Raw genomic sequence first — 13,674 nt, 5'->3', positions numbered from 1 at the left:
GTGCGGGTGGAGGGTGAGATGGTGCGACGGTCCCGACTTCCGGTCCTTCGTCGAGCGCACCCGGCGCCGGCTCCGGAAGAGCTGACTCAGGAACCGCCGACGGCCTGCTCTCGGGCCCACCGGTAGTCCGCCTTGCCGGCCGGGCTGCGCTCGATGGCAGGGCGGAACACGACGGCTTTGGGGAGCTTGTAGCGCGCGAGGACGGCCGCGGCGTGGTCGACGAGCTCCTGTTCCGTGGCCTCGGCGCCGCCGGCCAACGCCACGACGGCCACCACCTCCTGCCCCCAGCGGTCGCTGGGCCGACCGGCGACCACCACGTCGGCCACGGCGGGGTGAGACAGGATCGCCGATTCGACCTCTTCGGCGAAGATCTTCTCGCCGCCGGAGTTGATCGTGACCGAGTCGCGGCCGAGCAGCTCGATCGCTCCGTCGGCGAGATGCCGCGCACGGTCCCCGGGAACGGAATAGCGCACCCCGTCGATGACGGGGAACGTCGCGGCGGTCTTGGCGGCGTCGCCCTTGTAGCCCAGCGGGACATAGCCGCGCTGCGCCAGCCAGCCCATCCCCTCGTGGCCCGGCTCGAGAATGGAGCCGAGGTCCTCGGCGGCGACGAAGGTGTCCGGCCCGGCGGTGAACGTGCCGGTCGACACCGCACCCGGTGCGGACATGTGCGTCATCTGGGCGCCGGTCTCGCTGGAGCCGACACCGTCGACGACCATCATGTTGGGCTTGGCGTCGATCAGGCGCTGCTTGGCCGTCGGGGTCAGTTGCGCGCCTCCGTTGGCCACCACGGCCAGTGAGGACAGGTCGGCTGTGCTGCGCTCCAGCGCGTCGGCCAGCGGCCGCGCCATCGCGTCGCCCACGACCGTGACGGCCAGGACCTTCTCGCGCTCGATCGTGCGCACCACGTCGTCGACGTCGAGGTGGCTGGTCACCTGTGAAAACACCACGGACTGGCCGGTATTCATCGCCGTGAAGACCGCCCACTGCGCGGCGCCGTGCATCAGCGGCGGTAGCACCAGCAGCGTGGTACCCGGCGAGTCGGTACACCGCGCGGCGATCTCCTCGTAGGTGGTGGCCAGCTCGCCGGTGTAGAGGCTGCGCCCCCCGAATGACGCCACGAAGATGTCGTGCTGACGCCACAGCACGCCCTTGGGCATACCGGTCGTCCCTCCGGTGTAGAGCACGTAGAGGTCATCGGGTGATGGTTGCACCGGCGGCGCCGTCGCCGGCCCCTCGGCCACGATCGACTCGTAGTCGACCGCGCCGGGCAACAATTCGTTCCCCGACTCGTCGGCGATCTGGATCAGGACCTCGAGCCCAGGCAGGTCTGCCAGCACCTCGGCCAGCCGCGGTGCGAACGCGGCGTGGTAGAGCAGCGCCGACGCCCCCGCATCGGACAACAGATACTGCAGCTCACTCTTGACGTAGCGGTAGTTGACGTTGAACGGGGCGACCCGTGCACGCCAGGCGCCCAACATGCCTTCGACGTACTCGGGTCCGTTGTGGGCATAGATGCCGAGCAAGTCCTGCCCGACTTCATGGCCGGCCAGCTGGCCGCGTTCGGTGTGGCACCCCAAGCCCCGCGAATGCAGATACCCGGCCAGTCGGTTGGAGCGCTCGACGATCTGTGCGTAGGTGAACCGGCGGTCGCCCTGGATGATGAACTCCCGATCGCCGATGACAGCAGCGACGGCGTCGGCGGCGGCGGGCACGGTGAACTCGATCGGGTCGGTCATGACAGGAACTGTAAACGTCGCCGATCGGCGGGTGGACACTTGGCCGGGAGGTGTATGGTCGAAGTCATGGCGTCCACGCGCCGATGAGGTCGTCGGTGGTGGTCACGGTGGGCAGGAGTGACAGCGTGCTGCCGACTCATGTGCGGGCCGCAGAGTCGGCGGTGACCCCGGCGGGAGGGTGGGCAGGAATCTCGTAGAACTGCTGCGCCCATCTGCGCAGCGCCATGTAGGGCTTGGCGTCGACCTTCGCCAGTGGCGGATTCTCGATGTAGCGCTGATGGCGCCAGATGTCACAGTCCTCCCACACCGTCTTGAGGAACTGACGTTCGACCTTGGCGCGCACCTCATCCGGAGGAATGTCGGACGTCTCGCCGGCGACCTTGGGCCACCAGATCGAATAGAACATGTCCGACACCTCGTCGTCGACGGGTGTGCAGGCGAAAATCAGACGGTGGTTCGACGAGCCCTCGAATGCGCTCACCGCAAAGCCCAAACCGGAGAAGTGGCTGTGGATCCGCAACGCCATCGTGGTCGGGTCGTCACTGGTGACGTCCGGCCAGCCGGTGAGGAAACGCCACTCCTCGCCGACGTGCTCCCAATGCAGACACACCGGGGTCACGGTCGCGCCGTGCACATAGCGGAAGTGTGAGCTGTCCGGACCGTTCTCGGCGACGATCTGCGGGTGCACGGGGATCGCGTCGGCGCGGCTGGAGAACTCCGGATAGGGCCGGTAGTAGGCGTCCGGGTCGGTCTCGAACTGGGGGAACTTGTGGAAGAGGTCGGGCAGCTCCCACTGCGGCTCCTTGCCCTGCGGCTGGTACCACATGAACACGCAGCCGTACTGCTCCTGTACCGGGTACGACCGCAACCGCAGCGCGCGGTTGGGCCGGTCCGGCTGGTAGGGGATGTGACGGTTGGTGCCGTCCGGGCCCCAGCGCCATCCGTGGAACGGGCATTCGACGCATTCCCCCACGACCTTGCCGCCATGGCCGATGTGCGCACCCAGATGCCGGCAGTGCGCCTCGAGTACGTGCAAGCCTCCCGACTCGTCGCGGTAGGCGACCAGATCCTCGCCGAGAAAGCGCAGCGGACGCACCGACTGGTCCCCGAACTCCGCGGACCAGCCGATCATGAACCATCCGGTGACCTTCCACGTGAACGGAACCTTCACCATGCCTCCCTGCTGCCTCGACGCAGAATCCGGCCGATCCGCTGCCCAGCCGCTATGGGCGACGATACTGTAAGAGTCACAGTAGCCTGCCCGAAGCCACCCGATCCAGGTCGGAGGAACAATGACGATCGACGGAGACATCGCACGCTTCGACGTGATCGTCGTCGGCGCCGGGTTTTCCGGTCTCTACGCGCTGCATCATCTGCGCGAACTCGGTCTGCGGGTTCGCGTGCTGGAGAAGGCGCATGCGGTCGGTGGCACCTGGTTGGTCAACCGCTACCCCGGCGCACGGTGTGACATCGAGAGCATCGAGTACTCCTACTCGTTCTCCGAAGAGATCCAGCAGGAGTGGGTGTGGACGGAGACCATGTCCGCCCAGCCCGAGATCGAGGCCTATCTCAACTTCGTGGCCGACCGGCTCGACCTGCGGCGGGACATCGACTTCGACACCGCCGTCGTGGCCATGTCCTACAGCGACGAGGCAGCCGAGTGGACCGTGCACACCGAGGGCGGTGCCGCGGTGGCCGCGCCGTTCGTCGTCGCGGCCACCGGCATTCTCTCGGTGCCGCTGGAACCCACGATCCCCGGGATGGACCGCTTCACGGGCACTTCGCTGCACACCAGCAGGTGGCCCGACGGTGTGGTGGACCTTTCCGGCAAGCGGGTCGGCGTCATCGGCACCGGGTCCACCGGCGTCCAACTGATCCCGGTGGTGGCCCGGGAAGCCGAGCACCTCAGCGTTTTTCAGCGCTCACCCGCGTACACGCTGCCCTGGCACGTTCGCGCGTTCGAGCCGGGCGAACTCGACGAGCTCAAGGCGAGCTACCCCCAGATCCGTGCGGCGCAGCGCGAACACCCGGTCGGGGCGGCGCGGCTGAGCGCCTTCTCGGTGCTGCTGGACATGCTGGCCAAACCGCCGCTGAAGGAGGCGTCGGCCGAGGAGCGGGCGGAAGCGGTCGAGACCGACGGCATCATGGGAGCGCTGAACTGGGGTGATCTGTTCTTCGACATCGAGGCCAACCAGATGGCCGCCGAACTGTACGGCCAAGCCATCGCGCGCATCGTCGACGACCCTCAGACAGCGCGGGCGCTGACCCCGAGTCATCCGTTCGCCTGCAAGCGGCCGATCATCGACCAGGGCTACTACGAGACCTTCAACCGGGACGACGTCACCCTGGTCGACCTGCGGACCGACCCGATCGAGTCGGTGTGCCCAAACGGAATCCAGACCGCGACTGGCCTGCACGAACTCGACGTGATCGTCTACGCCACGGGATTCGACGCGATGACCGGTGCGCTGAACCGGATCGATGTCCGGGGTCGGGGCGGCGCGTCGCTGCGAGAATTCTGGACCGAGGAGGGGCCGTTGAGTTATCTCGGTCTGGCGGTAGCAGGCTTCCCGAACCTGTTCACCATCCAGGGACCCGGAAGCCCCTCGGCAGCAGCCAATTTCGTGGCTGCCATGGAGCAGAACGTGGAATGGATCGGTGCCTGCGTGTCGTAGCTGCGCGAACACGGCTTCCGCACGATCGAGGCGCTGCCCGAGGCGCAACAGGAGTGGATCGAGCAGGCCACCGCACTCGTCGCGCCCACCGTGCTCCTACACCCGAACTGTCGATCCTGGTACAACGGCGGCAACGTTCCCGGCAAGAAGCGCATGTACATGGGCTACACCGCGGGGATTCCGGAGTACCGGCGGCGGTGCGATGACATCGCCGATGCGGGCTACGCCGGATTCAAGCTGGCGTGAGGCCTCGGAGTCCACTCGGCTTCCGAGGCGTGGCCGCGCGACGTCAGTACGGCGGTGAGCCGTAATCGCGGATGAACCGGTCACGCACATAGCGCAGTTCACGATCCAGGTCGTAGCTCTGGCCACCCACGGTCCACAGATAGGCCGAACCGAAGACTGCGGCGCTGAGATCGGCTGTTGCCCTGTCGATGTCGGTGTCGGCGCGCACCGAGCCGTCTCGTACCCCACGGCGCAGGCCCGCCTCCACCTTGTCGATGCCGCGCGTCAGCCATGCCTGCACCCGCGGCCGCAACGGAGAGGTGCTCTTGACCGCCTCGAACGTGGCCACGAACATCGCCCGCAGGAACTCGCTGTCCTCGGCGAACAGATGACGCACCCGGTCGAAATGACCAACGGCCTCCGCCAGTCCTGTTGCGGTCGGGTCGGGTTCCGGGCTGAGGTCCCGGACGTACTCGTGCAGGAAGAATGCGTCCAGAATGGCGTCCTTGTTGCCGTACCGGGCGTGCACCATCGCTCTGCTGTAGCCGGCGCGCCGCCCGATCTCGGCGGCAGTGGTTGCTTCCCAGCCCTTTTCGACGATCAGGGCGGCAGCTGCCTCGACCAGGCGGCGACTGGACATCTCGACGCGCTCGGGCTGGGAGAGGCCTCGGGCGGGGGACGGCATCCTTGCATATTAGACGCTCGACAACTAACTTAGTTGCGCAGTGGCAAATAACTCGGGAGGTCGGCGTGACTTCGAGCGGGGTGGCCAGAGGCACGCCCGACACTGTGCCGAGCGGCGCCGTGTTCGCATGACGCACCGGTCGGCGCGCGAGGTCGTCGAGCAGTACAACCTCGTGGTCTGGAACCAGCGCGATTTCGCCCTCGCCGAACAACTCCTCGGTGACACAGTGATCCGCCACGACGTGGGCGAGTCGACGACGCTGACCCACGAGCAGGCCGTCGCTCGGGTGGTCGGACACTGGGAGATGTTCGAGAGTATCCGCTTCGATCTCAACCTCGTGGTCGCGGGCGACGACGGCGAGCATGTCGCAGTCGTCTATCAGTCACCGATGACCCTCAAGGACGGTACCGAGACGACGATCGGCAGCATGGAGATCTTCCGGGTGGTCGACGGCAGGATCACCGAAGTCTGGAATTGCGGCTACAAGCAGGGAGTGTGGGCATGAGCGGAGCGAATCGCCGATGACAGCGCGGATCTTGGACGAACTCGGGTATTACCTGCTGGCCGGCGCCGGCGGGGAAGGCCCGGCCACGCTGATGGACGAGGCTCGCCGCGGTGAACAACTCGGCTTCGGCACCGCGTTCATCTCCGAGCGGTGGAACGTCAAGGAAGCGTCGTCGCTGACCGGCGCGGCGCTCGCGGTGACCGAGCGCATGCGAATCGCCACGGCGGCGACCAACCACAACACCCGTCACCCGCTCATCACAGGTTCGTGGGCTACCACCATGCATCGACTCTCCGGCGGCCGGTTCACGCTCGGGCTGGGACGTGGGATCGCCGCGATGTACCAGGCATTCGGAGTCCCGTCGGTCACGACCTCCCAGATGGAGGACTTCGCGCAGGTCATGCGCAAGCTCTGGCACGGCGAGATGATCTTCAACCACGACGGGCCGATCGGTAAGTACCAGATCCTGTTCCTCGACCCCGATTTCGACGAGGACATCAGGCTGGCATTGGTCGCGTTCGGCCCCAAGACCCTGGCGCTGGGCGGGCGGGAGTTCGACGACGTCATCCTGCACACCTACTTCACCCCCGAGACCCTGCAGCGCGCGGTGAAAACCGTCAAGAACGCCGCGGAGCAGGCTGGTCGTGACCCCGCCAGCGTGCGGGTGTGGTCCTGCTTCGCCACCGTCGGCGATCATCTGCCCGAGGAGTTGCGGCTGAAGAAGACCGTCGCCCGGCTGGCCACCTATCTGCAGGGTTACGGAGACCTGCTGGTCAGCACCAACGGCTGGGATCCGGCAGTGCTGCAACGATTCCGTGACGACGCGGTGGTGCAGTCGATCCCCGGCGGTATCGACCACAAGGCCAGCGCCGAGCAGATCGAGCACATCGCCACGCTGATCCCGGAGGAGTGGCTGGAACCGTCGGCGACCGGGTCGCCTCAGCAGTGCGTGGACCGGGTCCGCAAGGAGTTCGACTACGGTGCCGACGCGCTGATCATGCACGGCGCCACACCCGACGAACTCGAACCCATCGTCACGGCCTACCGCGCATCCGAGTGAATTCGGCGTGGTTGTCGATGCTCGGCGGCGACGACAACCACGCCGAATTCGCAGTTTTCAGGGGGCGGCCGCGTGCCGGCGGCGGAGTGACCCGAGTACCAGCCTGTCGCTGGCCAGCTCGTAGGACTGTTGCTGCGACAGCGACTCCACTGAGTTGAGCATGGCTTTGATCTCGGTGTGGACCCGAGGTTGTCCGGCCGACAACATCGCGATCGCCCGCTCGACCGCGGCGTCGAGTGCTTCGGAATCGTCGACGACGTCGTTGAGCAGCCCGATTCGAACAGCCTCGTCTGCGCAGACCTGAGCCCCACTGGCAGTGAGCCAGAAGGCCGCGCGTCTGCCGACCATCCGCGGCAGCCACGCCAACACCAGAGCCGGTGCCAGATCGATGCGGACCTCGGGAAAGCCGAGCTGTGCTGCACGGGTGGCAAGTGCCACGTCGCACAGGGCGGCGAGCCCGACACCGAACCCGGCTGCATCTCCGTGCACTCTCGCCACGGTGACCAGACGTGTCGCCGTCAGCGCTTCATTGAGGGCGACGAGTCGGCGGACTTCTGCGGGTAGGTCATCGGGAGTGGCGGCCGTGCGTTCCCGACCCATGCAGAATTGGTCCCCGGCGCCTGTGATGAGCATGATGTGTGCGGAATCCGGGGGAGCGGAGAGCACCTCGACCAGTGCGTCGCACATGTCCATGGTCATCAGGTTTCCCTCGGGACTGTCCAACCGGACGGTCAGTATCGAGCCGTCCTGCTCGAACGAGAGGCCCTGTACTGCGGGGAGCGAGTTTTCGCTCAACAGATGCGCGGTCATGTCAGTTCAGCCTTTCCAGAGCGATGCCGCCGTACCAGTCCACGTCGTCGGGCGCGGTGCGCACCGTGACGGCGCGGACGTGGGTGAAGTCGTTGAATGATTCCCAGCCGCCTTCCCGGCCGTGTCCGCTGTCTCGAACCCCACCCCATGGGGAACACGGGTCGAGCCGGTGATGATCATTGACCCAGACGATGCCCTGCTCGAGCTTGGATGCGACTCGATGTGCACGGGCGACGTCTCGCGTCCAGATGGACGAGCCCAAACCGTACGGCGAGTCGTTGGCGATGCCGATCGCATCGGCTTCGTCGGTGAAGGGGATGACCACCAGCACCGGCCCGAAGATCTCTTCCCGTGCGACCCGCATCTGGTTGGTCACGTTGGACAGCACGGTGGGGGCGAGAAAGTACCCGTCGAGTCCCGGTACGTCCGGAACGACGCCGCCGGTGGCGAGCGTCGCGCCCTCGCCGATGCCGATGTCGACGTAGTTGAGAATGCGTTGGCGGGCGCGCTCGGAGATCACCGGCCCGAGCTGGGTGTCGGGTAGGCTCGGATCACCGATTCTGATCCGCTCCGCCTGCGCAACCAGGGCAGCGACGAATTCGTCATAGATGCTCTCCTGCACCACGATTCGAGTTCCGGCGATGCATGTTTGGCCGGCTCCGACGAAACCGCCGAACGCCGCCCCGCGAGCGGATACCTCGACCGGGACGTCCTCGAACACCAGCACCGGTGTCTTGCCGCCCAACTCCACCGTCGATTTGGCAAAGCGCGACGCGGTGGCCATCGAGATGCTGCGGCCTACCTCGGTTCCGCCGGTGAACACCACCTTGTCGACCAGGGGATGTTCGGCCAGTCCGGCACCGGTGACCGGACCCAGTCCGGGGATTACGTTGAACACACCCGGTGGGACTCCGGCCTCCAGCGCCAGCTCGCCGATCAACAACGCCGTCAACGGCGTCTGCTCAGAGGGTTTGAGTACCACGCTGTTACCAGTGGCCAATGCCGGGGCAACGCTCTTCGAGGCGATCATCAGCGGATGGTTGAACGAGGACAGGGTGGCGACCACGCCGAGGGGGAACCGTGAGGTGTAGGCGTGATAGGAGCCGGACATCGGGACCACGGAGGTGCGGTCAGCCAACAGCAACGCGGCGTTGTAGCGGTACCACTCCGGCAGTCGGGTGATCTGGGCCTTGGTTTCGGTGATGGGCCGGCCGTTGTTGTCGGTCTCCAGTCGATACAGCTTGTGCATGTCGCGTTCCAGAAGGTCACCGAAACGGTTCAGTATCCGCGCACGCTGATGGATCGGCATCTGCGACCACACGCCGGAGTCGAACGCTGTTCGTGCGGACACCACCGCAGCGTCGGTGTCTTGCATGGTGGCGCTGTGACAACGGGCGAATACGGTTGCCGTCGCAGGGTTGATCAGTTCGAGGATCTCGCCGCCGCCGGGTCGCAGCTCGCCATCGATCAGAAGACCGTGGACATGCTCGCCGTTTCGCGAGGTGGCGGACGCGGCAGAAGCCACCGAAGAGTCAGTCATGGGATTCCTTGTCGGTCAGGTCGTCAGGCGCTGGTGGCGACGCTGGGTTGGCGGGAGCTGGCTTCGAGTTCCTCGAACCGGCGCAGAATCGACGACTCCAGCACGGCGACCTCGGTGTTGGAGGCCTTGCGCGGGCGAGCGAGGTCGACGGGGATGTCTTCATGGATGGTGCCGCCGGGCGCCAGCATGAGAATCCGGTCGGACAGTTCCGCGGCTTCGCTCACGTCATGGGTGACGAAGACCACCGTCTTCCGGGTCTGGGCCCACAGCTCCTGGAGGTGTTCGCGCAGACCGCGCGCTGTGATCGCGTCGAGGTGGCTGAACGGCTCGTCCATCAGCAACACGTCGGGCTCGATGGACAGGGCCCGGGCGATCCCGACGCGCTGCTGCTGCCCGCCGGAGAGCTGCCCGGGCCACTTGCGCTCGGCGTGGCCCAATCCGACGCGCGTGAGCGCCTGATGGACGCGCTCCTTGGCGGCCTCGTCGCGCACCTTCTGGACGTACATCAGGTTGTCGAAGATCGACCGCCAGGGCAGCAGCCGCGGCTCCTGGAAGACGTAGGCGAGTTTGGCCTGCTGGCCTGCGGCGCCCACGCTCACCGTTCCGGACGTGGCCGACTCGATGCCGGCGATGATGTTGAGCAGAGTGGTCTTTCCGCAGCCGGACGGGCCGACCAGAGAAACGAACGAACGGTCCGCGATCTCGAAGTTGATTCGGTTGATGACGGTCTGCGGACCTGTCGGCGTGTTGAACACTTTGAGCAGATCGGTGACAGTGACGTTGGCCATGCCAGTCTCCTTGATGTCGGGTTGCTAGGCGGCAGCTGCCGCGGATGGTTTGCCGGGCGCGGATTCACCGTCACGCCACCGGAACGCCCGCCGGGAAAGACGCTCGAGCACAACACGGTCGGTCAGCACCATGAAGACGATGAAGAACGCTATCCAGGCCACGAAGCCCGGAAGTTGATTGGCGTCGTACCAGTACCGCGCGCGGTGACCCACGCCGTCAGCGGAGCCGAACCACTCGGACAACAGCAATCCGTTCCAGCCCGACATCACGCCGAACCGGATGCCGGCTACCACGTATCCGGTCACTGCGGGAAGGACAGCGTGGCGTAATCGGCGTGTCCGCGGCACGTCGTAGGACTGCGACATGTCCAGGAGGTCGGGTGGTACCGACCTGGCGCCTGCGGCGACGTTGACGACGACGAACGGAACAGCCGACAGGATCACCGTGACGATCGGGGCCGTGTCGGCGAACCCGAACCACATGGTGCACAACAGCGCCCAGATCACCGCCGGTATCGCCAGTCCGACCAGATTGACGTCACCGAACAGGTTGTCGAAGATTCGCGACGAGCCGATCGCGATGCCGAGGGCCACGCCCACAACGATCGACAGTGCCATGCCGATCGCGAAGCGCTGCATGCTGATCGCGAAGTTGTAGAAGAACTCGCCGCGTTCGATCTCGCTGATCGCCGCATTCACCACCGGCATCGGCCCGGGAATTCGCTCCCCGAACGTGCCGGCCAGCTGCCACGCCACGAGAAATACCAGCGCTGCCGCCAGACTGGCCCCGAACGGACCGGTCAGCCAGTTCTGCCGCGGGGTCACTCGGCCGTCGACCGCCTGCCCGGGGTTGATCGCAGGTGCGCTCATCTCACCGTCCACCTCTCCACGCGAAGAACCGTCGTTCCAGGCCGGCCAGGAAGACTCGTTCGATCAACAGGATGAAGATCACGAAGAAGCCGGTCCAGGCCAGCACACCGGCCACCGAAAATTCTTGATAGGACTGACGGATCATGAACCCGATGCCGCTGCGACCACCGAACACCTCGGTCAGCGCTTCCACCTTCCAGGCCATGGCGAACCCGTATCGCAGTGCGGCGAACAGGAACGGCATGACAGACGGCAGGAACACCGACTTGACGATCTCCGCTCGTCCGATGCCGTACACCGCGCTCATGTCGATCAGCTTGGCGTCCACCTCCTCGACGCCCTGGGCGACGTTGAGCGCCACATAGGGAAGAGCAACGAACGCCACCACCACGATCGGACCGATGGCGCCGATGCCGAACAAGATGAGTGCGAATACCGCGAAGGCCAAGCCAGGTACGTTGCCCAGGACCAGCAGAGGTTGCTGCCAGAAGTACTTCTGGTAGCGCACGCGGCCCATCAGCAAGCCGAGCGGAACCCCGAACGCGGTGCCGATGGCGAACCCGAGGGCGATCTTGACAATGCTGGAGCCGAACTGGACAAATGCGGTGCCGTCAGCGGCGAGATGCCACATCTCGGCGGCGACTGTCCACGGTGCCGGAAGCACGTACTCGGTGAACACCACCAGCGAGCACATCGACCAGATGGCCAACAGCGTTGCGTAGCCGGCCAGTTGGAGCCCGACGCGGCGGGCCATCGCGGCCCTCGGGCGGGCGGCGGGAGCGGCGCCCTCATCGGGGGCCGCGCCCGCCCCGCTCTCGGGCCTGCTCTGGGTTACTGTCACGAAGCGCCGCCTTGTTCAGACGGCCGGAACTTCGGCAGTGCCTGGTCCTGCTCCATGAACCCGGTCTCCTTGAGCAACGGGAACACCTGGGACTCGTTGTCGGCCCATGCCTGGTCGAATCGCACGTCGCGGACGAACCAGTCGTGGTCACCGACGTACTCCTGGACGAACGTGATGTCTTCAGGCGCCTCGACCGCGAAGTGCTGAGGATAGGTCTCGATGATCGTGGACTGGTTGGCCTCCCACTCCTCCAGGCCGCGCTGCCAGACGTCGAGGAAAAACTCCACCTTCTCCGGATTCTGGTCCGCCCACTCGGCACCGGCGAGGAACACGTTGATCATCGGGCCCTCATGGCCTTGCACCACCAGCTCGGAATACATGTCAGACGAAGCTTTGCCGTCGTAGAGCACCTTCAGCTCGCCGCTGCGCAGCCCCGGGGTGGCGAACTCGGGCAGACACACACACGCGGCGACCTCGCCCTTCTCCACGAGCTCGGCTTGTTGCTGCGGGTCCGACACGATGATGTTGTAGTCGCCGCCTCCCGAACGGAAGTCGACGTCGTGAAGCTTCTTGGCGTAGGCGCCCCAGACCAGTGTCGCCGATACGGCGGTGAAGGCCGAGATGTCCTCACCCTTCAGGTCGGCCAGCGTGGTGGCCGGATTGTCGGCGCGGGCGATGATCACGCTGCGGTCCATGTTGTACTTGCCGATGACTACGGTGTCGCGCCCGGTCTCCTGTTCGATCACGGGCACCTCGTAGGAGGCCGAGGACACGATGTCGGCGTGGCCGCCCGCGAACACGCCGAACTCGTCCCAGGTCGAGGACGCGTCGATGGTGAACCCGGACTGTTCCTCCATCTCCGCCAGGATTCCCTGGTCGGTGATGTAGTCCCAGACAGGATCCGGTGCGAACGTGAACCGGATGACGCCCCCTTCGCCGCCGCTGGCTTCCGATCCTGGCCGGGAAACACACCCGGACATGGTGATTGCGGTGGTCGCGGCGAGCAGAGCGGCTGCGAGCCGTTGTCCCAATCCGTTCACGATTGAGTTCCCTTCACTTGGGCGCCCCTCGGCTTCTTTGCCGTGGGTGCGGGTTCTTGGTTACCGCGGTCGTGGTAGTTCACGACGTCGTCGACCCCGGCTCCACCGGGATGCTCGAGCAGGTAGGAGAGGATGTAGTCATGTGAGGTCGCCAGATGCTCACGGGTGAGCCTCGCCGCGAGCGCTGCGTCGCCGCTTTCCACTGCGCGCAGGATTCCCAGGTGCTCGGCGTGGAGGTGTTCGGTATGCCCGATGACCTCGAGGTGCATGTAGAGGTACCGGTCGGTGAGCCGGCGCAATTGTTCGACGAGTTCGATCATGCGGGGCCGGCTGGCCCGTTTGTAGACGCACGCGTGAAACTCGGCGTTGGCTGCCAACCAGATCGGCGCTTCGTTGCTCGATTCCATCAGCTCCATGTGCTTGCGCATCGACAGGATGTCCGCGCGCCCGACGCTGGGCACCGCAATCTGGGTCGCGAGCGGTTCGACCGCTTCGCGTAGTTCGTAGAGCTCCTGCAGTTCGGGGACCGACATGCCGGTGACGATCGCGGTCGCCTTCGATGTCGGGTGCAGTAGTCCCTCGCCGGCGAGCAGCTGGATCGCGTCCCGCACGGGTATGCGGCTCACTCCGAAGCGCTCGGCGATGCTCAGTTGCGAGAGGCGCGAGCCGGGCGCCACCTCCCCGTGCAGAATCTCGTTCCGCAGCTGGCTTGCGATCCGACTCGCGGCGCTTTGGTATGCCATTTGGCCTCCATGTCTACTTACTGGCCAAAATGTATACACCGGGAAGGTGTGCTGTCAATCACGTCGGAGATGATTGGAGGGGCCCATCACACCACGCCGAGGCTGCGGCCCTCGGCGAAGCGCGGTGATCCGCCGTGACGCTGCGCAAAAAGG

At 65.8% G+C, this 13,674-nt stretch carries 12 protein-coding genes and 1 pseudogene; 3 read left to right on the top strand and 10 right to left on the bottom strand.

Annotation, left to right across the window (positions count from 1 at the left end):
* Nucleotides 1-86 precede the first annotated feature (86 nt).
* Together J3476_RS10200 and J3476_RS10195 are read right to left on the bottom strand one after the other, a co-directional pair.
* Nucleotides 87-1,739, bottom strand: a complete 1,653-nt coding sequence (locus tag J3476_RS10200; protein WP_207066371.1) for an acyl-CoA synthetase — start codon at nucleotides 1,737-1,739, stop codon at nucleotides 87-89.
* 136 nt (nucleotides 1,740-1,875) lie between these two features.
* Entirely contained in the window at nucleotides 1,876-2,910 is a 1,035-nt protein-coding gene (locus tag J3476_RS10195) for an aromatic ring-hydroxylating dioxygenase subunit alpha (RefSeq protein ID WP_207066370.1), read from the bottom strand.
* A 121-nt stretch (nucleotides 2,911-3,031) separates the two neighbouring features.
* Here J3476_RS10195 and J3476_RS10190 point away from each other — a divergent pair.
* Nucleotides 3,032-4,660, top strand: a pseudogene (locus J3476_RS10190) (flavin-containing monooxygenase).
* Between the two features lie 43 nt (nucleotides 4,661-4,703).
* Here the strand turns inward: J3476_RS10190 and J3476_RS10185 are convergent.
* Nucleotides 4,704-5,324, bottom strand: a complete 621-nt coding sequence (locus J3476_RS10185) for a TetR/AcrR family transcriptional regulator (protein WP_207066369.1) — start codon at nucleotides 5,322-5,324, stop codon at nucleotides 4,704-4,706.
* Between the two features lie 127 nt (nucleotides 5,325-5,451).
* On the opposite strand from J3476_RS10185, the gene J3476_RS10180 reads away from it, so the two are divergent.
* A complete protein-coding gene (locus J3476_RS10180; protein WP_207066368.1) occupies nucleotides 5,452-5,829 on the top strand; it encodes a nuclear transport factor 2 family protein in 378 nt (125 codons plus the stop codon).
* Between the two features lie 16 nt (nucleotides 5,830-5,845).
* Entirely contained in the window at nucleotides 5,846-6,889 is a 1,044-nt protein-coding gene (locus J3476_RS10175) for a TIGR03857 family LLM class F420-dependent oxidoreductase (protein ID WP_207066367.1), read from the top strand.
* Between the two features lie 57 nt (nucleotides 6,890-6,946).
* Here J3476_RS10175 and J3476_RS10170 read toward each other — a convergent pair whose 3' ends face one another.
* From J3476_RS10170 to J3476_RS10140, 7 genes are read right to left on the bottom strand one after another with little or no spacing between them, the layout of a single operon-like run.
* Nucleotides 6,947-7,699, bottom strand: a complete 753-nt coding sequence (locus J3476_RS10170) for an enoyl-CoA hydratase/isomerase family protein (protein WP_207066366.1) — start codon at nucleotides 7,697-7,699, stop codon at nucleotides 6,947-6,949.
* A gap of 1 nt (nucleotide 7,700) precedes the next feature.
* Complete coding sequence (locus tag J3476_RS10165; RefSeq protein ID WP_207066365.1) at nucleotides 7,701-9,239, bottom strand: aldehyde dehydrogenase; 1,539 nt, start codon at nucleotides 9,237-9,239, stop codon at nucleotides 7,701-7,703.
* A gap of 23 nt (nucleotides 9,240-9,262) precedes the next feature.
* Nucleotides 9,263-10,027: an ABC transporter ATP-binding protein gene (locus J3476_RS10160; RefSeq protein WP_163673897.1), complete on the bottom strand. Its 765-nt coding sequence runs from the start codon at nucleotides 10,025-10,027 to the stop codon at nucleotides 9,263-9,265.
* A 24-nt stretch (nucleotides 10,028-10,051) separates the two neighbouring features.
* A complete protein-coding gene (locus J3476_RS10155; RefSeq protein ID WP_207066364.1) occupies nucleotides 10,052-10,897 on the bottom strand; it encodes an ABC transporter permease in 846 nt (281 codons plus the stop codon).
* A 1-nt stretch (nucleotide 10,898) separates the two neighbouring features.
* Nucleotides 10,899-11,738, bottom strand: coding sequence for an ABC transporter permease (locus tag J3476_RS10150; RefSeq protein WP_207066363.1), 840 nt, complete (start codon nucleotides 11,736-11,738; stop codon nucleotides 10,899-10,901).
* Nucleotides 11,735-12,778, bottom strand: a complete 1,044-nt coding sequence (locus tag J3476_RS10145) for an ABC transporter substrate-binding protein (protein WP_207066362.1) — start codon at nucleotides 12,776-12,778, stop codon at nucleotides 11,735-11,737. Before J3476_RS10145 ends, J3476_RS10150 begins: the two co-directional genes overlap by 4 nt.
* Nucleotides 12,775-13,521: a GntR family transcriptional regulator gene (locus J3476_RS10140; RefSeq protein WP_207066361.1), complete on the bottom strand. Its 747-nt coding sequence runs from the start codon at nucleotides 13,519-13,521 to the stop codon at nucleotides 12,775-12,777. The genes J3476_RS10145 and J3476_RS10140 overlap by 4 nt, the downstream gene beginning before the upstream one ends.
* Nucleotides 13,522-13,674: the final 153 nt, after the last annotated feature.

The organism is Mycobacterium sp. PO1 (genome assembly GCF_017312405.1).
In the GTDB taxonomy this organism is placed as follows: domain Bacteria; phylum Actinomycetota; class Actinomycetes; order Mycobacteriales; family Mycobacteriaceae; genus Mycobacterium.
Note: the sequence above shows the minus strand (reverse complement) of the source record. Positions and strands in the feature narration are given on the sequence as shown.